Below are 21,601 nucleotides of genomic sequence, written 5' to 3'. Positions count from 1 at the left end.
GATACAAACGATCTATAGTTGTTTCCATCCGCAATTACCACTCTAGGTTTTATTTCTGATACAACTCTATTTAGGTTAACCTTAGGGGAACCTGTTAATAACAATATAGCTGCGGTTTCTTCTTTATTATATGTAGCAGAACTATCTATAATTATTATTTTTTGTTGCTGAAAGCTGAAGCTAGATAGAAATTTTAAATATTCAATTGTATGTATGTTTTCTCCAATTTTATAATTTGTAAGTATATAATCTTCATTTAAAGTGGTGTCGTTTTATAATACTCCCCAAATTTAGGACAGGAAATTAAGTTGTAATTTTAACCCTGTCAATATGAAAACATCAAGAAGAAAATTCAGCGCATCCTTTAAGGCCAAAGTAGCCATTGAAGCGATAAAAGAGCAGACAAGTATACCTGAACTTGCTGCCAAATTTGAATTGCATCCAGCCCAAATATCCAATTGGAAGCGAGAGTTTTTAAAAAACGCAGAACTTGCTTTCGAGTCCAAATCAGAAAAAGATACTCCAGCTGTGGATACCGCACCGCTTTATAGTAAGATCGGTCAATTACAAGTTGAGAATGATTTTTTAAAGAAAGTCTTGGGCAAATGAGTACTACTGAAAGAAGACAAAAGGTAGTAAAATCTCATCCAAGGCTGAGTCTTGCACAACAATGTAAAATCCTTAACATTCATCGCTCTGGTCTGTATTATAAGCCTAAAAGTGAGAGTCCATTGAATTTAGAACTGATGAAGGCAATAGATGCGCAGTTCCTGGAACACCCCTATTATGGAGTCGAACGGATGACTGATTATCTCATCCTTGATCTTGGCTACCACGTAAATGTGAAAAGAATAAGACGGCTGTATAAAATTATGGGATTACAGACCATATATAGAAAACCTAAAACCACCATCAGGGATCCTAAAAACTATAAGTACCCTTATCTCTTGAAGGGCTTAGTAATAGACCGCCCTAACCAAGTATGGCAGACTGACATCACCTATATTCCTATGTTCCGTGGCTTTATGTATATGAATGCTATCATTGATGTATATAGTAGAAAAATACTTAATTGGAGTATTTCAAACTCAATGGACAAACAGTGGTGTATCGAGCTTCTTAGAGACACTATCGCTCAATATGGCAATACGGAGATCCATAACTCCGATCAAGGGTCACAATATACCAGCTCCGAATATATTGAAGTGCTTAAAGAACATGATATTCAAATATCTATGGACAGCAAAGGAAGAGCTTTGGATAACATTTTTATTGAGCGCTTCTGGAAGTCTCTTAAATATGAAAAGATCTATCTAAACCCACCAAACGGAGGTCTAGATCTCTATCAAATGGTCACGGAATATATTGAATTCTATAACACCAAAAGAAGGCATACTGAAATAGGAAAAGTACCACCTGATCAAATTTATAATACAAAAAGAATAGCATCATAAATAATTAGATATATATTTAAACTGTCTTACAGATGGGGAGTAGTGTATTTATTTGTAATTGATTTCCCTTTTGAAGTGCAATTAATGTATTTCTACTTTTATGAAAAATGATAAATCGCTGTTGATTTTCTGTTTTTTTATACTGATAAAAAATGCTGCCAAAGCATAGTGATAAGCTTCCAGAGAAAAGTATAAAATTATGTTTATTGTTATTTTTCATTAGTAATACAAGAGCTATAATTAATCCTGAAACCGTGAAGAAGTTTAGGCTTGTAAAATGAATCTCTGTAAAAATAAATTCTTCCTTACTTCCAATCCATTCAACAAAAGCATTCATTGTTCGGATTAGTATAAAATAGCCTTCAGCAAAAAAATCTGGTAAAGCATTTATAAAAGCTAAAATAATAAGTAAAAATCCTAATGTTAGTAGGAAACCAATACATGGAATAATAACTAGGTTTGAGACAAAAAACAGGCTTGGAAATTGATGAAAATAATACAAAGTAATTGGTAAAACACTTAATTGAGCCGCTACACTAACGGTTAATAAATTCCATAAGTAAATCAGTATTTTGTTTTTAGGATTCCAAAAGGATATCAAGGTTGGTTGGATCCAAACAATTCCAAAAACTGCCGTATAACTTAATTGGAATCCTACATCAAAAATATATTTAGGGTTTACTATTAGCAGAAAAAACATGGAGGTAATAAGTGCATGATAAATGTTTTTGGGCCGATTGAGTTTTCTGGCATAGGCAATAAATGAAAACATAGTAACAGCTCTTACTACAGAAGCGCTCACCCCAGCAATTATGGCAAACATCCAGAGTATTGTAATTATTAAGATGAGCTTTGTAATTTCTCCATTTTTTATTTTTTCTAAGGGTTTTAGGATAAAATCAAGTAATAAAAATAGAATTCCAATATGTAGCCCTGAAATTGCTAATAAATGAACTGCGCCAGCTGAGATGTAGGCTTCATATATTTCATTGGAGACATCCTGTCGTTGTCCTAGTAATAATGCATTTACTACTGCTATTTCTTCTTTGTATGGGTATTTTGTAAGGATTTTATTGACCTTCTTTCGGAATAAAGCTGCGTACCCATAAATAGTTTTTACTTTATTAGAGACTATTTTAACACCCTTTTCATCTGCTTGTAGTTGATGATAAATTCCATGTTCTGATAAATACTTTTTATAATTAAATTGATGTGGATTAAGAGGAGGAAAGATTCCTTTTAGAGCAATTTTAGTAGTGTATTCAGCATCAACATTGGGTAGTTTAACAGGAATACTATCTTTTTTTAAGTTGAATATAATAGTGCCAACTACTTTTTTTTCCTTAATCGCTATTACTTTAGCTTCGTATTTGTAATAATATGCACTAGTTTTAAGTTCCTTGATTATTCTAAAAGTTATTTCGTCTCCTTTATTATAAAAATGACTGTAATGATTTGGGTTTTTATCAGTATGTATAGTTGTAATAAGCATCCCAATTAAAAAGAGAGACAGGTAAGTTATAAATCCAAAAATAAAAAGAGAAGCATGTTTTTTCTTACGGACTAAGCCGACTAGAAGTACTATACAGCCTACTAAAAAGTAGGTTAGAACGTTTAAGTTTATGTCATAGTAATAACCGCCACAAATTCCGAAGAACAGGAAAATCAAGAGTTTGAAAATAGGATAATTTAGTATTTTCACATAGATTAAATACTAAATATATAAAAAATAAACTATAAAATTTTTCTAGCGTGATTAAAAGCATAATTCCAATACCCCTCACTTAAAGAAGAAACGAGCACACCTCTGGAAGTTGTTGAATGAATAAAGCGGATGTCATTTCCTCTAACATCCACTACAAGTCCGACATGATTTATTTTTCGACTACTTTTATTGGTCGTAAAAAACAATAAATCTCCCTTTTCTACATTTTTTAATTTAATTTTCTTTCCTTGGGTTGCCATCATGTAAGAAGCACGTTGAAGTGCAATATCATTTTCTTGGAAGGAAATATAAATTAGACCAGAACAATCCATACCTCTTTTAGTAGTTCCGCCATATTTATAGGGTGTTCCGTTGTATGATAAGGCAGTTTTTATAATATTATTAGCTTCTTTACTTCCTTTTTTTTCTTTATATGAAGCTTCTTTTTTGGAAGCTGTATCGCCTTTAACAGAAACTGTTTTCTTGGTAGATTTACAAGATAAAATACTGATGGTTATTAAAAGAATCGTTATTGTTTTTTTCATAGAAACTATTGGGGTTTCGTGCAAATTAGGAAATTTTATTATAAATAAGTTCAGCAGTTTTTTTGCTAGCGCCTTTACCTCCTAGTTTTTTTTCTAATTCGAAATAATCTAAAAACATCTTTTCTCGTACTTCAGGAGTAAGAATCTTCTTTAATTCGGACTTCAGGTTTTTAGTAGTTAGCTCATTTTGAATAAGTTCTTTAACTACTTCTCTATTCATAATTAAATTAACCAACGAAATATATTCCAAAGTAATAATACGTTTTGCAATTTGATAGCTAATCCAATTTCCTTTATAGCAAACTACTTCTGGTACTTTAAACAGGGCAGTTTCTAAAGTTGCAGTTCCGCTAGTAACCAAAGCAGCTTTGGAAACGCTTAGTAAATCGTAGGTTTTTCCTGATACAAAATGAACGTTGGCTTTGCCAATAAATTGTTCGTAAAAAGTGTACTCCTGACTAGGAGCGCCGGCAATTACAAATTGATATTCTTTAAAATCGTCAACAATACTAAGCATTATAGAAAGCATATTTGTTATTTCTTGCTTTCTACTTCCTGGAAGTAGTGCTATAATTTCTCTATGGTCTAATTGATGCTGTTTTCTAAAATCGTCTGGGAGGATTTGCTTTCTAGATCCAATGGCATCTAGTAAAGGATGCCCTACAAAATTTACAGGATACTTATGTTTTTCTTCATAAAATTCCTTTTCAAAGGGAAGAATAACAAACATCTCGTCGATATCTCGTTTTATGGCTTCAATTCTACTTTCGCGCGAAGCCCATATTTGAGGAGAAACATAATAGAAAGTTTTATAATTAAGGTGTTTTGCCCATTTAGCAATTCTTAAATTAAAGCCTGAATAATCAATAAAAATCAGCACATCAGGATTAAAGTTTTCAATATCTTGCTTGCAGAATTTTATGTTTGAAAATATTTTGGGAAGGTTCATAATCACTTCAAAAAAGCCCATAAAAGATTGCTCTTTATAGTGTTTAACCAGGTCTACGCCAGCTTGTTGCATTAAATCGCCACCCCAACCTCTAAAAGAACTATTGGCATCTACTTTTGCGAGTTCCTTAACGAGGTTGGAAGCATGTAAATCTCCAGATGCTTCGCCTGCAATAATATAATACTTCACTAATTATAAGTTTTTCTCACGATATGAGGTTTAAAATGCTCCTAAATTATACAGAACATTCGTAATTTATTCAGCTTAAAACCTTACGAGTACATCTCGAAGAGGTTTTAAAATATTTTCAGTAACAATATAATAAAAGCCGTTAAAAAAGTAGCTATAAGTACCCCTTTTGCACGTTGATCTCTTTTAATTTTTATAAATCCGAAGAAAGCAGCGAGATTTAGTAATGCTCCTAATGCCAATAAACTTCCTAAGTGGCCTTGCTCTCGAGCAACAATAATACTCTCTTGAATACTCAATTCGGAAAAAATAATTAGATATAATAAGGTACCTATAAGATTGGCAATAATTCCAACTGTAAATCCAATAAATATTTCTTTTCTAGTCATTTAAGCTCCAAGTATTTAAATCTTGAATAGCATGGTGTGCTGTTAAATCAAACTGTACTGGCACTAAAGAAACATAACCGTTTGCCAATGCCCATTCGTCGGTATCTTCGCCCTTATCTTGATTCACAAATTTTCCGGTAAGCCAATAATATTCTCTTCCCATAGGGTTGGTACGTTTGTCAAACTCTTCCACCCAACGTGCATTTGCTTGTCGGCAAACCTTAATACCTTTAATATCTTTTTCCTGAAGTTTTGGGAAGTTTACATTCAGAACAACACCTTTTGGCATCCCATTTTTAAGAGCACTTTCTGTAATTGTTTTTACATGTTTTTTGACTGCATCAAAATTTGCTTCCCAAGAATAATCGCACAGAGAAAAGCCAATAGCAGGAATTCCTTCTACTCCGGCTTCCACAGCAGCACTCATTGTTCCAGAATAAATAACATTAATAGAAGAATTTGAACCGTGGTTAATACCACTAACACAGATGTCGGGTTTCTTATTCAGAATCTCATTAACAGCTAGTTTTACACAGTCTGCAGGAGTTCCACTACAACTATATTCTAGTTGAACATCATCATGGTTAATTGTTATCGGACTACAATACAGCGTTGAATTAACTGTAATGGCGTGTCCCATGCCACTTTGAGGACTGTCTGGAGCTACAACAATAACATCGCCAATTTCATTCATTACGTCTATTAAAGCTCTAATTCCAGGCGCTGTAATTCCGTCGTCGTTGGTAACAAGTATTAAGGGTCTTTTTTTCATTTTAAAATTTCATTTACAATGCTAAAATAATCAATTTAAAACTTTGTAGGAGTTATTGAAAAGTTATAAGTAACATAAGTTTTTTGAGTAGATAAAATAGTGGGGATGGTGTTGTGTATTTTTTCAATTTTAACACTGTCTGTTAAACAAATAAGGAATATTGAGGGTTTAACAAAATATTAGTGGGTTTGGTATGTTGTGGCACGATTTTTTCCTTAATTTAGTTGATCTTTATTGAAGAGAACGATATAAATTAAGAGATTGGAACATTAAATATTTTACATAATGGGTTTTTTATTATATTACAAACCTTATAAGAATAGTAAGATATTTAGCGTTAAAGAATGCAGAGATGAACGGAATTTTGATGAAGTCTCTATAAAAAAAATGTAAATGAAAAGGAAATTTGTGTATTTGTTGGCGGCATTATTAGTGTCTGCTGCATCGTGTAGTTTTACAAATAAAACATTTGATAATCCAGATAAAGACAAGCTACTGCTTGATTTAATATCCTATGTATTGGAAAATGCTCATTTTAATCCAAAAGATGTGGATGATGATTTTTCTGAACATGTGTATGATAATTATATAGAGTCTTTAGATCCGTTAAAGCGTTATTTTTTACAAAGTGATATAGATGAGTTTAATGAATATAGATCTGCAATTGACGATCAAATAAAAACTTCGGACTTGTCTTTTTTCAATCTTACCTACGACAGACTTATGCAGCGTATGGACGAAGCTTCTGTAATGTATAAAGATGTATTAGAGAAGCCATATAATTATAACGAAGACGAAGTAATTGATGTGGATTATGAAAACATACCATTTGCTAAGAACAAAGAAGAGTTGTGGCAGCGTTGGAGAAAGCAATTAAAGTTCTCTACTATTGAGCGTTATGTAAGTGCTATGGAAGAATCTTCTGATAGTATTACTGTTGAAAATGAAATGACTGAGGATGGTGTTCAAGGAAAGTTGGTAGATGAAAAAGGGAATCCTAAAAAAGCAATAGACGAAAATGTTGAAGGAGCATCATCAAAAGATCCAGTTGCGTTAGAGAAAGAAACGCGTGAAGCTACCATGAAAACTTTAGGAGAGTATTTCGAGTTTATGGAAGATTTACAGCGCAAGGATTGGTTTGCAGCTTATTTAAATGCTATTGTGGAAGAATTTGATCCGCATACATTTTATTTTGCTCCCGATGATAAAGAGCGTTTTGATGTAAGTATGTCTGGTAAATTTGAAGGAATTGGAGCTAGATTACAGAAAAAGAATGACCATATTAAAATTATTGAAATAATATCTGGAGGTCCTGCTTGGAGAGGTAATTTGTTAGAAGTTGGAGATATTATCATGAAAGTAGGTCAGGAAAACGAAACTCCTGTAAGTATTGTAGGTATGCGTTTAGAAGATGCGGTTAAACTGATAAAAGGACCTAAAGGATCTAAAGTTTTACTTACAATTAAGCGTTTAGATGGTACAGTAGAAGAAGTAGCTATTGAGAGAGATGTTGTAGAACTTGAAGAATCTTATGCAAAGTCTTCCGTAGTAAAAAAAGGAGAACGTACTTTTGGTGTAATTAATCTTCCAAAATTCTATATAGATTTTGATGATTATAAAAATAGAAATGCTGCTTCCGATGTTGCAAAAGAAATTGAGGAAATGAAAAAGGCTGGAGCAGAAGGATTAATTTTAGACCTTAGAGATAATGGAGGAGGTTCTTTAAAAACTGTGGTTGATATGGCTGGACTTTTTATAAAAGAAGGGCCAATTGTTCAAGTAAAATCGACAGGAAAAGAAAAAGAAGTACTTTCCGACACAGATGATAGGGTGCAGTGGGATGGACCACTTGTAATATTGGTAAACGAATTATCGGCTTCTGCTTCTGAAATTTTAGCAGCGGCAATGCAAGATTATAAAAGAGCAATTATTCTAGGAAGTAAACAAACATATGGAAAAGGAACTGTTCAAAATGTAATTGACTTAAACAGGTTTTTAAGAGGGGATAATGAATATGGAGATGTAGGAGCTTTAAAAGTTACTACTCAGAAATTCTATCGAATTAATGGTGGTTCCACACAATTAGAAGGAGTTAAGAGTGATGTGGTGGTTCCAGACAGGTATAGTTACAGAGATATTGGAGAGAAAGACCAAGAGAATCCACTTCCTTGGGATAAAATAGAATCTTTGAATTATGAAGATTGGGCTGGTTATATTGATTATGAAGAAACAATTGATAGAAGTAAAGCTAGAATGGCTAAGAACGACCAGTTGAAATTGATTGATGAGAATGCGCAATGGGTTAAAGAAAAGCAAGAAGAAAAAGAATATCCGTTGAATATTGATAAGTATAAAGCTGAAATAGAAAAAGATGAAGAGGTTTTAAAACGCTTTAGAAAAATTGCAGATTATCAAACCGATCTTTCTTTTAAATCGTTGCCCTATGAAGAGGATTTAATGACTAAAGATAGTACGTTAAGAGAGAAAAGAGACCGTTGGCATAAAAATCTATCTAAAGACGTTTATATCGAAGAGGCTGTAAATGTTTTAGAAGATTTAAAAATGAACAACATAAAAAAACATAAAGTAGTTGATGTAAAAGGGTAAACTACTTTTTTAGAAACTATATTTAAGAGACCATCATTAATTTGATGGTCTTTTTTTGTGTAAAAAGAAGTGTGATGCTTGTTATTTTAGGTTTAAGTATTGATCACATTTAATCAAAAACATAATATTTGGTAAATGTAATCAGTAAATATGATAAAAAAAATTTATTAAAGAATCCATAGAAAAGCGATTAGCAAAGGGGAAAGCTATATTTCTAATTGGTCCTCGACAGCCAGGGAAGGCTACTTTGATTTATCAGAAATTAGAAGAGAGGGATTTTTTAAAGCGAGTTTTATCTTGAGTAATTCTTACAATTTGATGTTGCCATATAAGTTTATATAAAATCTTTATGTTAGATAAAGTAACTTTGTAATTAAAACTCTCGATGATTGAGTAAAAGATTTGGAAATCCTTAAAACAAGACATTATAGTAAGAAAAAACAGTACCTAATAAGTGTATCGCTTGTTATGGTATCTGCTATTTTATGTTTTTTATCAGTAGACATTATTGGTTTTAGAGCAGTTGCACTTATTTTGCTTTTGGTGGTTTCTCTTAATGCTATTTTATTTGATATATTTCCGGTGATGTTATCTGCATTATTAAGTGCATTAATCTGGAATTTCTTCTTTATCCCTCCAATCTTAACGTTTCATATAGGATCACCAGAGGATGCTCTTATGTTTTTAATGTATTTTGTTATTGCTTCTATCAATGCGGTACTAACATATAAAATTAGAGAATACGACAAAAAACGGCGAGATGAAGAAGAGAAAGCCAATGCCATTAAGCTATATAATACATTGTTAAATTCTTTATCGCATGAATTAAGAACACCCATAGCAACCATTATTGGTGCTATAGACACTATAAACGACGGGGGCAACAAACTTACGGATGTTAATAGAAAAGTGTTGTATTCTGAGATTGAAACCGCAGGGACACGCTTAAATAGGCAAGTTGAAAATTTATTAAGCATGAGTAGGTTGGAAGCTGGATTTATAAAACCTAAAGAGGATTGGTGCGATTTAAATGAGCTAATTTTTACTACCATCAAAAGAAACAAAGAAAATCTTTTAAATCATTCTATAGTCTTTACACCTAATGAGGAATTACCACTTTTTAAATTAGATATTGGTCTTTTAGAGCAAGTAGTCCATAATATTATCCATAATGCGGTGCAACACACTCCCAAGGGGTCTTTGATAAAGATTGAAGCTAAACATGCAGAAAATTCTTGTGAGGTTATTATTTCTGACAATGGAGGTGGTTTCCCAATTGATAAGATGGAGGCTGTTTTCAATAAATTTTATCGTCTGAATAATAATATAGGAGGTACCGGTTTAGGGTTGTCAATTGTTAAAGGTTTTACAGAAGCTATGAACGGAACCATTCATTTACAGAATAAAACTAATGGTGGTGCAAAATTTACTATTAAAATACCTGCCGAAACTACAACAATAGAAGCTTATGGAAACCAATAGAGCACAAGTATTAGTTATAGATGATGAGCCGCAGATAAGAAAATTACTTCAGATAAATTTAGAAAGTAATGATTACAAGGTTATTCAGGCAAGCAGTGCCAAAGAAGGTTTGGCTTTAGCAGCAAGTCATTTGCCAGATGCAGTTTTATTAGACATTGGTTTACCCGACAAAAGCGGTCATGAGTTATTAAAAGAACTTAAAAGTTGGTATAATAAACCTGTAGTTATTTTATCGGTAATAGATAATGAAGAAGATATAGTGAGGGCATTAGATAATGGAGCAACAGATTATTTAACAAAGCCATTCCGTACTAGGGAGTTATTGGCGCGCTTACGTTCAGCAATTAGAATAAGTCAAAATATAGAGCCAAATGCAGTGGTTGTTTCTACAAGGGATCTTGAAATTGATTTGGTAGCCAGAACAGTTAAAAAACAAGAAACAATTGTAAAGCTTACTTCTACAGAATATAATTTGCTGGCTTTATTTGCTAAAAATGAAGGTAAGGTATTAACTCATCAATATATTTTAAAAGAAATTTGGGGATATGGATACCAGACAGAAACACAATATTTACGGGTGTTTGTAGGAACATTAAGAAAAAAAATTGAAGATTCTCCAAACCATCCCGAGCATATTATCACTGAAAGCGGAGTTGGGTATCGATTTCAATAGAAAAGTAAAAAAGTAATTATGATTGTGTTGTTTAGAAGTATTGTTTTATTGAGCTGTTTTTTTCTTGCATCATGTGTTTCAAAAGAAACAAATTATAAAATCTCTCAAGGAGATGTTTTTGGAACATATTATCGTTTACAAATAGATTCTGACAACGATTTTTCTAAACAAATCGATTCTGTTTTTACAGCAATAGATAAAGCAGCGAATTCTTATGTAGACCATTCCGAAATATCATCATTTAATAAAACAGGCATTTTAAAGAAACCTTCTCCAACTTTTTTGAAGATGCTAACACAAGCCAAAAATTACTATAAAACCTCAAATGGTTACTTTTCTCCCTCTCTATATCCTATAATTAAATATTGGAAGGAGGATTTTAAAAACAAATCACAAATAGATTCTACTACAGTAGATTCATTACTAAAATTGACTTCTTTTAACAATGTGGCTTTTAATACTAATGAGGTAAGAGCATTAAAAAAAGGAGTTAAAATTGATTTAAGTGCAATGGGCGAAGGATATGCTTTAGATGCTATTGCGTCCATATTGGACAAAGCTGAGGTATTAAATTATATGGTGGAAATTGGAGGGGAAATGAAATGTAAAGGAAAAAATTCAGCTAATAAAGTATGGCAAGTAGGAATTGAAAACCCTGAAATTCCAATTTCTCAACGAGGAGATTCTTTGATGAAAATTGTGAAGCTTAATCATATGGCTTTAAGTACTTCTGGAAATTACCGTAAATTCTACACAGACAAGTCTGGCAATAAATATGCACATATCTTAGATTCAAAAACAGGTTATACTATTAAAAGTAACCTGTTAAGTGTAAGTCTTCTTTCAAAATCTTCAACTACTGCAGATGCTTTGGCTACTGCCTGCATGTCGATGGGCATAAAACAGGCCATGACATTTATTGAAGAAACACCAGAAATAGAGGGTTTTTTAATATTTCAAAAGGATGGAAAATTAAAAACTTGGCAATCAAATAATTTTCCAGAGTAAGCCTCTTTTTTCTTTATAAAATATTTATCCTTTCTCTATAGTTCTTGATTTTTTACATATCCATTTCATCAGACCTTTGTACGGTTAAAAAATTATAAGATGAAATGCACTTTCGTGTGTTTCATAGCTAATATGTAAATAAAAATTACAGATGAAGTGGGATTTTTTTTATGATGAAAGTAGTGGAAAACCTTATCAATCGATACAAGATTGGTATAATGAAATCAAGCACTTAAGATATCCTTTCCTTTTAATAGTTCTATTTGGAATCCTCTTTTTTAGATTCTTCAAATTCATTTTCATTTAATCTTTCAGTAAATGGAAAGTGGAATAAAGCTAAACAAAGAAATAGCTAATCTTATTATAAAATTATGTCTTAGTATCAATGAATTAAAAAAGTATTGTAAGTCTCATGATAAAGAGAAACACATTTGTTTTAAAAACTATGAGGATATAAAGAATAAAATGGATGAAATATTAAGAGCGACAAACACGAGAGTAATGCTTATTAAAATTAAAGAATTACAAGGATTTACAAAAAGTTCTTTAAAGCTGTATAAAGTGCTCCCAATAGATTATGGAGGCAGAGGCCAAACACTGCAGACTCTTAAAGTTATTGAAAATCGGTTAAAAATATTGGGGAAACTTATTTCCCATCAATTATAAATATTAAAATGAAAAAGATAATAAAAAAATACAGAAAGTTTCAACTTTCTTTATCACCACAACAAAACTTACTTTACGGGTTTTTAATTTATACCTTATTAGGGTGGCTTTTATTGTGCATGCCTATAGTACAAAAGCAAATGGTTCCCTTATTAGATAATTTGTTTATTGCTACTTCTGCTATTTCTACCACAGGGCTAGTAACAGTAAGCATATTTGATACGTACAATAGATTTGGGCAATTTATTGTGATGCTTCTGTTTCAAATAGGTGGGATTGGTTATATGACGTTTACATCTTTTATACTGCTCTCAAAGAAAAGTGATCTAACCCACTGGCATCAACGAATTCTTAATGCAGAGTTTACAATGCCAAAAGGCTTTCAGATTAAAGATTTTCTAAAATCTGTTATCATTTTTACATTTACTATTGAAACGTTGGGAGCTTTGTGCTTTTATATAGCGTTTACCAATGCAGGAGTAGAACATAATTTTGCTATTTGGAGTAGTATTTTTCATAGTGTTTCAGCATTTTGTACTGCGGGTTTTGGGTTGTATAACAATAGTTTTGAGCAGTTTGCAGGTAATACAGCTATTAACACAATTATTTCAGTATTGGCTATTTGTGGTTCTTTGGGTTTTATTGTGGTTACTGACTTCTGGAACAGACTTTCGGGAAAAACAAAGCAGGTTACCTATACCACAAAAATTATATTAGGGTCAATGATACTATTGCTAACTGTTGGGACATTTATGATTTATTTTTTTGAACCCTCTGTGAATCAATTAGGGGAACATAAATTAATGATTTCCTTTTTTCAGGCAATGACAGCACTTACTACGGTGGGTTTTAATACAGTTCCTTTAGGAGGTTTTTCACTGGCTGTTTTGTTGGTTATTATTTTTTTAATGTACGTTGGGGCATCGCCTTCAGGTACAGGTGGAGGAATGAAAACAACAACCCTTACCGCCTTAATTGCTATAATGTGGAATAGGATTCGTAATAACAAACGTGTTACATTTTTAGGAAAATCAATTCCTTTAGAGCGACTTTATGTAGCGACTTCCATTTTTATGCTTTATGCATTGGTAATTTTTGTGTCAACCATACTTTTAGCAATGTCTGAAGATTTCTCACTACAACAAATTCTATTTGAAATAACATCGGCTATTGGAACAGTTGGTTTAAGCACTGGTATTACAGCAGATTTATCATCTTTTGGAAAAATGGTACTCATATTTGTAATGTTTGTAGGGAGACTTGGGATACTCACCTTCGGACTAGCTATTTTGGCAAGAAGAAACAAACTAACAAAAAGAAAGGATGAAGAGGATTTGGCATTGTAAATGGTTCTTATTTTTGGGGCTTGTATGTTTTGTACTTTTAACTATATCTGTTTTAAAGATTAGTAATTAACAAAGCGCTTTATTTTTTTAATTGAATTCTTGAAATAAAAGTAGAAATAAAGATGAAGTAAACTTTGTAAAACAGAAGTTTTTATTCGCAAGTTTCTTTAAACAAGCATATTGAGTCTATTTGGTGGAAAGTAAGTATAATTTATATAAAACCATGATTCAGGATAGGAAATTCACCTGTACGATATAGTTCAACCAATACTATTTTCAAGAATCTGTAATAGCTACAATTCTATAAACCCATGAGGTTTCTGTGTATTTCTGTATATTTGAATGTATATAATGAAAATGAACATACCACATGTTACCTAAAATACCTCATAAAAACCACAGCGGATAAGAATTGATACGACTTTCAATAAACACTAAAGTTAAAAAATTAATGTTTGGGTTTCTTTAAAAAAAGTAGCGGACTGATTTACAGAGCGGATAAAATTGGCTTGGGTTTAGAATAAAAATTACAGCAAAATCCGAAAATTTAGTTTAAAATAAAACGGATTGAATTGCAGAGCGAATAAATAAAAAAACTCCTACTCCTAAAATCAATTTAAACTAAACTTAGAAAATTAAAGAAAAAGAAAAAAAGATTAGAAAAGCACTCTGCCGATTGAAAAGCACAACGGCTAATTTTTCTTTTAAAAGCAATACGCTGATTTTTTCGATGACTAAAAGTCCCGTTTAAACTCTATAATTCTAACTAACGGAAAAAAACTGAGCGGAAAAACCACGGAATGAATAGCAAAACGTACCAAGCAGGATGTTTCGGTACTTTAGGTAGCAACGGCTATAGTTCATTGCTCCGGAATTTTCTACCGAAAATTCCTTGTACTTTTACTATATTTGGTTTATAACAGAAAATCCTTGCGGATTTTTACGCAACAAACCATAGCCAAGGCCGTTATCTACAAGCTAAAAAAACGAAATGCCAACAACAGACAACATAGATTTAAAAACTGCAATTTCTGTACTTGCTGGGAAATTTTCCGATATTGATACAGTATATATTTTTGGTTCAAGAAGATATAAAACGGAAAGCACAAGGTCAGATATTGACTTACTTATAACAACTACAAAAAGAATAAAACAGTCTGTATTAAGAGACCACACTTTAGAAAGTTGTACAGCGTTAGATTTATTCATACTTGACGATAATAAAGCTATTAGTATAGCCAATGAAAGTTATATTGATGATGATACTCAACTCAAATTACTTGATAAACTAAATGCAGTAAAACTATACGAAAGAAACACTGGTTTTACAGATGAAATGAAAGATTTCGCAATAATGCCATTGGATAGTAGAGTTAATCATAAACTATCTACTCTTCCTAATTTACCGAATGACGGATATGAAATTCAAGCTTTAATTAAGTATTTTGAAACGGCCGACAGAAAAGGACTTCCTACGAAACCATACATAGGACAAGATGCTGACGAAGCATCTGAAATGTTGATTTCAGTAATGGAGAGACTTATAGATTCAAGCGAAAGAGTTACAGGTCACGGACAAGCTAAAACTGGTTGGACAAATAACTTAATCAATGAATATGATTTTCAAAACTTATTTTGGATAACGACCAGACCTTGGTTACCAGGATTAGGACGTGAAGAAGTAGAACTCACATACGATGGAAATAAAAAAGTGTCTGACTTTAACTTGTTTAATAACCAAATCGTAATTGAATTAAAACATATCAAAAACGATACTGACAAAAGAAATATTGTAAAAATTCTAGGTGGCTTAAAAGACTTTTATAAACAACACCCAAATATCCGAGTTTTAATTTTTGGAATATTAGTAAATAAAGATGTTGACCTTGACGATTTAAAGTGGGAAAGTGACTTTACATATCTTGAAAATGATACAAAAGTGAAAACTAAAATTATTAGAAACAGAACATAAAAGCCTGTAGATAACACCGGTAACCGTTGCACAAGCCATTAATTTTATAAAAATAAGATAGATTTATGCCCTTTTAAGAGCTTTTATTTTACGATTTAATTAAGTTGTACGTTAAAATTAGAGAACTTAAAACAGCATAAAATATGTTTTTGAAGGGCTTTTAAAAAAGAAGACGAGACTTTATTCTAACTTATTTTACCATTGGTAAATGGGATATGTTTGGTAAATTAGCATATATAGATATATATAATAAGAGCCGTATGATAGGAGACCATTACGTACTGTTCTGTGAGAGGGGAAGGTTGGAACTTCCCTTGTCTACTCGACTACGAGACCGTTGCCCTCAATACGTGAAAAATCGTGAAATCGACAAAATTTTGTAAGTTTTATTGGAATTTGTACACTAATTAGTTAACTTTGTCGGGTGATAAGGAAAGTAATAGTATATAAAGAATATTTCGCGGACTTTTATAAAGCTCAAGACGAAAAAGTACGAGAAAAAATAGGATACGTTTTGGACTTGGTTAGATTTGAAAGACAAGTCTCGAAAAAATTCTTCAAGTATCTCGAAAACACAGACGGAATTTATGAAGTACGTGTGATTACTACCTTTAAAAGCATTCGAATTTTATGCTTTTTTGATGATGGTGACTTAATTGTTCTTGCAAATTGCTTTGTAAAGAAAACTCAAAAGACATCAAAAAAAGAAATTAAACTTGCGGAGAAACTGAAAAAAGAATATCTAAAAGACAAAAATAACTGATATGAAAAATGTAACAGATTTTGAGGACATCCTCATCGGAACATACGGAAAAAAAGGAACTGAAAAGCGTGACAAATATGACGCTGACTCTCTTGCATTTCGATTAGGTGTTATGCTAAAAGAAGCTCGTAAAGAAGCAAATTTAACTCAAGAGGAACTTGCCGAAAAAACTGGAACGAAAAAAAGCTACATTTCACGAATTGAACGTGGATTAAGTGATATTCAAGTTTCGACTTATTACAAGTTAATTGAGTTAGGACTTGGCAAACATTTGAATATTGAAATAGCATAATGGAAAAGTACTGTGGGCAACACCGGTAACCGTTGCACAAGCCATTAATTTTATAAAAATAAGATAGATTTATGCCCTTTTAAGAGCTTTTATTTTACGATTTAATTAAGTTGTACGTTAAAATTAGGGGAACTTAAAACAGCATAAAATATGTTTAACTAAGGTTTTTATTAAAGGAGACAAGACTTTATTCTAACTTATTTTACCATTGGCAAATGGGATGTGTTTGGTAAATTAGTATATTAGATTTGTATAATAAGAGCCGTATGATGGGAGACTATCTCGTACGGTTTTGTGAGAGGGGAAGGTTGGAACTCCCCTTTTCCTACTCGACTACAAAGACGTTAACTACAATTACTCACTCATATTTTGAAAAGAAGAAAATAAAACTGAATTGAATTTGAAACTGAAAAGTCGGAATACCTTAATACTTATTAGTATATTAATTTTCATTATAGCTTGTAGCCAAAGAATATATTGTACAAATGGCAATTGCGGAGAAAATTGGAGTGGATTGGCTGTTTTAATTTCTGGGATATTTGGAGTTTTTATTGGTGGAGCTTGTATAACTTGGCTCGCAAATCCTCTAATCTTTATTTCTTGGCTGACATATAGAAAAACTAAATTTTCTCTAATAATGAGTATCCTTGCCTTCTCTTTTGGGATAAGTTTTTTATTTTTTGATGAAATTATAATAAATGAAGCAGGGCACTATGGAGAAATCACAGGATATGAAATCGGATTTTACTTATGGAACTTAAGTTTTATAATTATGATTATCCGAAATATAATTAGTTTGAAAAACAAAAAAAATTGTATCTAAGCTGGTAATCGTTGCACAAGCCTTTAGTTTTCTAAAAACAGCATAAAATGTGTTTAAGTAAGGTTTTTATTAAAGGAGACAAGACTTTTAAGCTTCCCATTCCACTTTTAGCATGTTTCTGGATGAACTTCAGATACTTTTTTATGTTGTAGGCAATAGTAGAGTTGTAATTCTGTTTCAAAAAACCTTGTAAAACTACTATCCGTAAATTTTTACCGCAATTTTGTTTCTTTTAGACTTTCTCCTTCATCATAAACCTTTTTCAATTTTTGAACATCATCACGAAGCTTTGATGCATAGTAATTATTTTTAATATTTGGTGAATACATTCACTGAAAAACATTATATTTGGTGAATACATTCACTTAATATGATTGAAAGATCCATTAAAAAATCTATAGAAAAGCGATTTGGAAAAGGAAAAGCTATATTTCTTATTGGTCCTCGGCAAGTAGGAAAGACTACTTTATTCAATCAAATATTAGACGGGAAGGATTTTTTGTTTTTGAATGGAGATGATCCAACAGTTCGAATAATCCTAACGAGTCCTAATATCGAACAGCTTAAAAATATAATCGGAAAACATACGATTGTATTTATAGATGAAGCACAGCGGATTGAAAATATAGGCCTCACCTTAAAGTTGATAACAGATCAAATAAAGGAGGTTCAGCTTCTTATTAGTGGTTCGTCTGCTTTCGAATTAAGTAATCATATTCAAGAGCCTTTAACTGGAAGGAAATGGGAGTATAAGTTATTCCCAATCTCATGGGGTGAATTCGAGAATCATGTAGGGTATTTAAAGGCGGAACAACAATTGGAGCTAAGAGTTCTTTATGGGATGTATCCAGATATAATTAATAGCTTTAGAGAAGAGCAGGCTGTTTTAAAACAACTTACTGATAGTTATCTATATAAAGATATTCTTGCTTTTGGAGGTATTAGAAAACCTGAAATTTTAGAGAAATTGTTGCGAGCGTTAGCTTTTCAGATAGGAAGTGAAGTAAGTTATAACGAACTCGCTCAACTAGTAGGGGTTGATAAAAATACCATTTCAAGTTATATCGATATTCTTATTCAGGCATATGTAGTTTTTAAACTTCCGAGTTTTAGCAGAAATCTACGGAATGAAATAAAAACAAATCAGAAAATATATTTCTACGATACAGGGGTTCGGAATATGTTAATAGGTGATTTCAATCCATTAGAAGTGCGTCAGGATAAAGGCAGACTATGGGAGAATTTTTTAATAGCTGAACGTATTAAACAAATAGAATATCAAGGCAGTTTGGCAAAACCTTATTTTTGGAGAACAGTGCAGCAACAGGAGATTGATTATGTAGAGGATAATTCAGGAAAAATTTATGGCTTTGAGATAAAATTGAATTCAAAAGCGAAAGTAAAACTACCAAAGAAATTTATGGAAACTTATAATACCGAGATTCAAATTGTCAATCGAGATAATTTTAGAGAGTTTCTGAATTATAAAATTGTCAGTAAATCTGTAAGTAAAAAATAAAAAACCCCTGTAAAAACGGTGTTTTACAGAGGTTTTATGTACTCGAGGTGGTAGTTAGGGTATTCTAGAAAGCTCGGAATTAATAATGGTTTTAAAGCTTCAATTTAGGAGTGCATCCGAATTAAAAATTTTAACAATTATTTAACTTTATACTTCTTAAAATATGGGTGCAAGTATGTATTTTAAACGAGATTTATAGTCTTATTTAGGTTAGCCCTATAGAACAGCTAGTTGTGAATTGCTTTCAGTATTGTATTTTTAATCATGATTTACAGCAACAGGAATTGGCTAGAATGATGGAAGAAGGTTGTGAATTGCTTTCAGAATTGTATTTTTAATCATGATTTACAGCTGCATTTTCTGTATTTGCTTATCAGTACGGTTGTGAATTGCTTTCAGAATTGTATTTTTAATCATGATTTACAGCTCGCAGAGATTAAAGCAATACTACAGCATGGTTGTGAATTGCTTTCAGAATTGTATTTTTAATCATGATTTACAGCCTGTTAGGAATGCAGTTAAATGTTATAGCGTTGTGAATTGCTTTCAGAATTGTATTTTTAATCATGATTTACAGCTCAATTGAACGATTTGTGTATGATGGCGCGTTGTGAATTGCTTTCAGAATTGTATTTTTAATCATGATTTACAGCGGGGAGCGTTGACGGATGCAGCTGGAAGTAGTTGTGAATTGCTTTCAGAATTGTATTTTTAATCATGATTTACAGCGCATCATTAGTAGGCAACCATTTCTTTTCTGTTGTGAATTGCTTTCAGAATTGTATTTTTAATCATGATTTACAGCTACTTTCATAATATCGATCTATATTCAATGTTGTGAATTGCTTTCAGAATTGTATTTTTAATCATGATTTACAGCTTAATCATCCGCAGGCAAAACACTTTATAGGTTGTGAATTGCTTTCAGAATTGTATTTTTAATCATGATTTACAGCATACCAGCCCTAACAGGTTGGTATGCTGTTTTTTAAGTAGCTTTGTAGGATAAAAAAACAGAAGCGATTTTAATGTGTTCGTATAGAGGATATCAAACTTTTCTTTTCCTAGAAAAGTTCTAATTGTTGGGTTGGGGTTTCGGGTTCTATTTCTTTTTGTCCGTGAAATAACTCGATCATCCCAAATTGTTTGTCGGTTATTTGCATTACAGCTACTTTTCCTTTTTTAGGTAAATTTATTTTTGTTCGTTTAATATGTACAGCTGCATTTTCTCGACTGGCGCAAAAACGGCTGTAAATAGAAAATTGAAACATCGCAAAGCCATCGTCTAATAGTTGTTTCCGAAAACGACTGGCTGCTTTTCGTTCGGTTTTGGTTTCGGTTGGTAAGTCAAAAAAAACAAGTACCCACATACTTCGGTATTGGTTTAATCGGGAAAAACGTGAATTTTCCATAGTTAGTTAATTTTAGTAATAGCATGGCTTCGATACGGTTCTCCTTAAGTCGAAATCAGTCAACTACCGCCACGACTACTTAAATACAAGGTTACTGAATGTTCACATTAATGAGCGTATTGAAGTCGCGAATTACTCAAATTCTGGATACAGTATTTTTCTGCTAATTCCTTCAAAACACTCGTATAAACTATTGGTTGTTCGACTCATCGCAACCATCAAGGGGCTTTGTTTATCATCAATGACCACATCTAAAGCAGGAATCATTAATAATTCTGCTTTAATATTTGTGGTTAGTTCTTCTATATTACATCCGCTTTCTACAATATCATATACTAATGCATCTACATAAGGGCGGTAAGGTTCCATTACATCGTCTGCCAACGAAAAGGCGTTATATTTGTTATGATGAAAAATACCTACCGATGGCAGCATACCGCTGCTTACAATGGCACGGGCGGTTATAGCTCGTAAAATAGCATAGCCATAATTTAAAAGATTATTGGGAGGTAAACCTTTTTGGTTTCGACTAAAACCGTCTAAGTTTTTAAACAGGTTTTGAAAATAATGAGCAGCAGCAATGGCTTCGTGATTTTGAGTGTCGCCACTTTTTACTTCTTTGCTCCAACGCTCTAATTTTAAGCTGTATTTACCTCTTGATTTTAAATGTAATGCCTGATTGTATATTTTAGCACTTACGGTTTGTTGCCAAAGGTTCTTTTTTAAAGGAACACTAGCATCTAATTGGTATCGGTAACGTACGGTTTGCTCTGTATGACCTACCAAGGGTTGTACAAAAGAGCAGGGTAAATGTTGTTTATCGCAAGTAATTACGGCGGTTTTGTTTTGCACCAATTTCATTAGCAAACCATTGGTAATAGTAATTTGTGGATTTTCAAGCACCACAAACCCCAAGTCTTCAATAGGTACGGTTTTTTCTTCTTTTTCTTCCTCAGGGAAATTGACCACCAATTGTTCGTTTTTGGTGCTTAAATAGGCTGGATTACCGAAAAATAGGGTGCGTTTAATCATCTT

20 protein-coding genes and 1 CRISPR repeat array are annotated in these 21,601 nt (G+C 32.2%); of the genes, 13 read left to right on the top strand and 7 right to left on the bottom strand.

The window, feature by feature from the left end; genetic code table 11:
• The first annotated feature begins 330 nt into the window (after window positions 1–330).
• On the top strand, window positions 331–609 hold the full coding sequence (locus JOOMADRAFT_RS02090; RefSeq protein WP_008611014.1) for a transposase: 279 nt from the start codon (window positions 331–333) through the stop codon (window positions 607–609).
• Window positions 606–1,454 (top strand): IS3 family transposase, encoded by an 849-nt coding sequence (locus tag JOOMADRAFT_RS02085; RefSeq protein ID WP_008611013.1) that lies wholly within the window; start codon window positions 606–608, stop codon window positions 1,452–1,454. Before JOOMADRAFT_RS02090 ends, JOOMADRAFT_RS02085 begins: the two co-directional genes overlap by 4 nt.
• Before the next feature lie 16 nt (window positions 1,455–1,470).
• Here the strand turns inward: JOOMADRAFT_RS02085 and JOOMADRAFT_RS02080 are convergent, their stop codons facing one another.
• The 5 genes from JOOMADRAFT_RS02080 to surE form a co-directional block, all read right to left on the bottom strand.
• Window positions 1,471–3,156, bottom strand: a complete 1,686-nt coding sequence (locus JOOMADRAFT_RS02080) for a ComEC/Rec2 family competence protein (protein WP_008611012.1) — start codon at window positions 3,154–3,156, stop codon at window positions 1,471–1,473.
• A gap of 32 nt (window positions 3,157–3,188) precedes the next feature.
• Window positions 3,189–3,704, bottom strand: coding sequence for a C40 family peptidase (locus tag JOOMADRAFT_RS02075; RefSeq protein ID WP_040879478.1), 516 nt, complete (start codon window positions 3,702–3,704; stop codon window positions 3,189–3,191).
• A 25-nt stretch (window positions 3,705–3,729) separates the two neighbouring features.
• Window positions 3,730–4,842: a lipid-A-disaccharide synthase gene (lpxB, locus tag JOOMADRAFT_RS02070; protein WP_008611009.1), complete on the bottom strand. Its 1,113-nt coding sequence runs from the start codon at window positions 4,840–4,842 to the stop codon at window positions 3,730–3,732.
• Window positions 4,843–4,949: 107 nt separating this feature from the next.
• The gene (locus JOOMADRAFT_RS02065) at window positions 4,950–5,231 is read right to left on the bottom strand and encodes a hypothetical protein (protein ID WP_008611008.1); all 282 of its coding nucleotides are present in this window, start codon (window positions 5,229–5,231) and stop codon (window positions 4,950–4,952) included.
• Window positions 5,224–6,003 carry a 5'/3'-nucleotidase SurE gene (surE, locus tag JOOMADRAFT_RS02060; protein ID WP_008611007.1) on the bottom strand — a complete coding sequence of 260 codons (780 nt, stop codon included), beginning with the start codon at window positions 6,001–6,003 and terminating at the stop codon, window positions 5,224–5,226. Before surE ends, JOOMADRAFT_RS02065 begins: the two co-directional genes overlap by 8 nt.
• A 393-nt stretch (window positions 6,004–6,396) precedes the next feature.
• On the opposite strand from surE, the gene JOOMADRAFT_RS02055 reads away from it, so the two are divergent.
• The 11 genes from JOOMADRAFT_RS02055 to JOOMADRAFT_RS02005 all read left to right on the top strand — a co-directional run bounded on the left by JOOMADRAFT_RS02055 (window position 6,397) and on the right by JOOMADRAFT_RS02005 (window position 19,154).
• Entirely contained in the window at window positions 6,397–8,610 is a 2,214-nt protein-coding gene (locus tag JOOMADRAFT_RS02055; RefSeq protein WP_008611005.1) for a carboxy terminal-processing peptidase, read from the top strand.
• A gap of 402 nt (window positions 8,611–9,012) precedes the next feature.
• Entirely contained in the window at window positions 9,013–10,092 is a 1,080-nt protein-coding gene (locus tag JOOMADRAFT_RS02050; RefSeq protein ID WP_245547643.1) for a sensor histidine kinase, read from the top strand.
• Window positions 10,079–10,765: a response regulator gene (locus JOOMADRAFT_RS02045; RefSeq protein ID WP_008611003.1), complete on the top strand. Its 687-nt coding sequence runs from the start codon at window positions 10,079–10,081 to the stop codon at window positions 10,763–10,765. Before JOOMADRAFT_RS02050 ends, JOOMADRAFT_RS02045 begins: the two co-directional genes overlap by 14 nt.
• Window positions 10,766–10,783: 18 nt before the next feature.
• Window positions 10,784–11,773: an FAD:protein FMN transferase gene (locus JOOMADRAFT_RS02040; RefSeq protein WP_008611002.1), complete on the top strand. Its 990-nt coding sequence runs from the start codon at window positions 10,784–10,786 to the stop codon at window positions 11,771–11,773.
• Window positions 11,774–12,091: 318 nt separating this feature from the next.
• Window positions 12,092–12,439 carry a hypothetical protein gene (locus JOOMADRAFT_RS02035; RefSeq protein ID WP_008611001.1) on the top strand — a complete coding sequence of 116 codons (348 nt, stop codon included), beginning with the start codon at window positions 12,092–12,094 and terminating at the stop codon, window positions 12,437–12,439.
• 8 nt (window positions 12,440–12,447) lie between these two features.
• Window positions 12,448–13,785, top strand: a complete 1,338-nt coding sequence (locus JOOMADRAFT_RS02030) for a TrkH family potassium uptake protein (RefSeq protein ID WP_008611000.1) — start codon at window positions 12,448–12,450, stop codon at window positions 13,783–13,785.
• Window positions 13,786–14,776: 991 nt separating this feature from the next.
• Window positions 14,777–15,757, top strand: coding sequence for a PD-(D/E)XK nuclease domain-containing protein (locus tag JOOMADRAFT_RS02025; RefSeq protein WP_008610999.1), 981 nt, complete (start codon window positions 14,777–14,779; stop codon window positions 15,755–15,757).
• 424 nt (window positions 15,758–16,181) lie between these two features.
• Complete coding sequence (locus JOOMADRAFT_RS02020) at window positions 16,182–16,520, top strand: type II toxin-antitoxin system RelE/ParE family toxin (protein WP_008610997.1); 339 nt, start codon at window positions 16,182–16,184, stop codon at window positions 16,518–16,520.
• A 1-nt stretch (window position 16,521) separates the two neighbouring features.
• Complete coding sequence (locus JOOMADRAFT_RS02015; protein WP_008610995.1) at window positions 16,522–16,812, top strand: helix-turn-helix domain-containing protein; 291 nt, start codon at window positions 16,522–16,524, stop codon at window positions 16,810–16,812.
• A 514-nt stretch (window positions 16,813–17,326) separates the two neighbouring features.
• Window positions 17,327–17,635, top strand: a complete 309-nt coding sequence (locus JOOMADRAFT_RS02010) for a hypothetical protein (RefSeq protein ID WP_245547642.1) — start codon at window positions 17,327–17,329, stop codon at window positions 17,633–17,635.
• Window positions 17,636–18,005: 370 nt separating this feature from the next.
• Window positions 18,006–19,154 carry an ATP-binding protein gene (locus JOOMADRAFT_RS02005; protein ID WP_008610991.1) on the top strand — a complete coding sequence of 383 codons (1,149 nt, stop codon included), beginning with the start codon at window positions 18,006–18,008 and terminating at the stop codon, window positions 19,152–19,154.
• A gap of 230 nt (window positions 19,155–19,384) precedes the next feature.
• Window positions 19,385–20,110: a CRISPR direct-repeat array (repeat unit 46 nt; unit sequence GTTGTGAATTGCTTTCAGAATTGTATTTTTAATCATGATTTACAGC).
• 108 nt (window positions 20,111–20,218) lie between these two features.
• On the opposite strand, the gene cas2 is transcribed toward JOOMADRAFT_RS02005, so the two are convergent.
• Window positions 20,219–20,566, bottom strand: coding sequence for a CRISPR-associated endonuclease Cas2 (cas2, locus tag JOOMADRAFT_RS02000; protein ID WP_008610990.1), 348 nt, complete (start codon window positions 20,564–20,566; stop codon window positions 20,219–20,221).
• Between the two features lie 132 nt (window positions 20,567–20,698).
• Complete coding sequence (gene cas1, locus JOOMADRAFT_RS01995) at window positions 20,699–21,598, bottom strand: type II CRISPR-associated endonuclease Cas1 (protein WP_008610989.1); 900 nt, start codon at window positions 21,596–21,598, stop codon at window positions 20,699–20,701.
• Between the last annotated feature and the right edge of the window lie 3 nt (window positions 21,599–21,601).

It is taken from the genome of Galbibacter orientalis DSM 19592 (genome assembly GCF_000260115.1).
Taxonomy (GTDB): domain Bacteria; phylum Bacteroidota; class Bacteroidia; order Flavobacteriales; family Flavobacteriaceae; genus Galbibacter; species Galbibacter orientalis.
The sequence above is the reverse complement of the archived record's forward strand: the minus strand, read 5'-3'. Positions and strand labels throughout refer to the sequence as shown.

Excerpts from the sequence above, each read along its gene's own strand:
- JOOMADRAFT_RS02005 (WP_008610991.1), top strand. The coding sequence starts at position 18,006 with ATGATTGAAAGATCCATTAAAAAATCTATAGAAAAGCGATTTGGAAAA.
- JOOMADRAFT_RS02085 (WP_008611013.1), top strand. The coding sequence starts at position 606 with ATGAGTACTACTGAAAGAAGACAAAAGGTAGTAAAATCTCATCCAAGG.
- JOOMADRAFT_RS02075 (WP_040879478.1), bottom strand. The coding sequence starts at position 3,704 with ATGAAAAAAACAATAACGATTCTTTTAATAACCATCAGTATTTTATCT.
- JOOMADRAFT_RS02030 (WP_008611000.1), top strand. The coding sequence starts at position 12,448 with ATGAAAAAGATAATAAAAAAATACAGAAAGTTTCAACTTTCTTTATCA.
- JOOMADRAFT_RS02040 (WP_008611002.1), top strand. The coding sequence starts at position 10,784 with ATGATTGTGTTGTTTAGAAGTATTGTTTTATTGAGCTGTTTTTTTCTT.
- JOOMADRAFT_RS02015 (WP_008610995.1), top strand. The coding sequence starts at position 16,522 with ATGAAAAATGTAACAGATTTTGAGGACATCCTCATCGGAACATACGGA.
- surE (WP_008611007.1), bottom strand. The coding sequence starts at position 6,003 with ATGAAAAAAAGACCCTTAATACTTGTTACCAACGACGACGGAATTACA.
- JOOMADRAFT_RS02045 (WP_008611003.1), top strand. The coding sequence starts at position 10,079 with ATGGAAACCAATAGAGCACAAGTATTAGTTATAGATGATGAGCCGCAG.
- JOOMADRAFT_RS02025 (WP_008610999.1), top strand. The coding sequence starts at position 14,777 with ATGCCAACAACAGACAACATAGATTTAAAAACTGCAATTTCTGTACTT.
- JOOMADRAFT_RS02055 (WP_008611005.1), top strand. The coding sequence starts at position 6,397 with ATGAAAAGGAAATTTGTGTATTTGTTGGCGGCATTATTAGTGTCTGCT.
- JOOMADRAFT_RS02065 (WP_008611008.1), bottom strand. The coding sequence starts at position 5,231 with ATGACTAGAAAAGAAATATTTATTGGATTTACAGTTGGAATTATTGCC.
- cas2 (WP_008610990.1), bottom strand. The coding sequence starts at position 20,566 with ATGGAAAATTCACGTTTTTCCCGATTAAACCAATACCGAAGTATGTGG.
- JOOMADRAFT_RS02035 (WP_008611001.1), top strand. The coding sequence starts at position 12,092 with ATGGAAAGTGGAATAAAGCTAAACAAAGAAATAGCTAATCTTATTATA.
- cas1 (WP_008610989.1), bottom strand. The coding sequence starts at position 21,598 with ATGATTAAACGCACCCTATTTTTCGGTAATCCAGCCTATTTAAGCACC.
- JOOMADRAFT_RS02090 (WP_008611014.1), top strand. The coding sequence starts at position 331 with ATGAAAACATCAAGAAGAAAATTCAGCGCATCCTTTAAGGCCAAAGTA.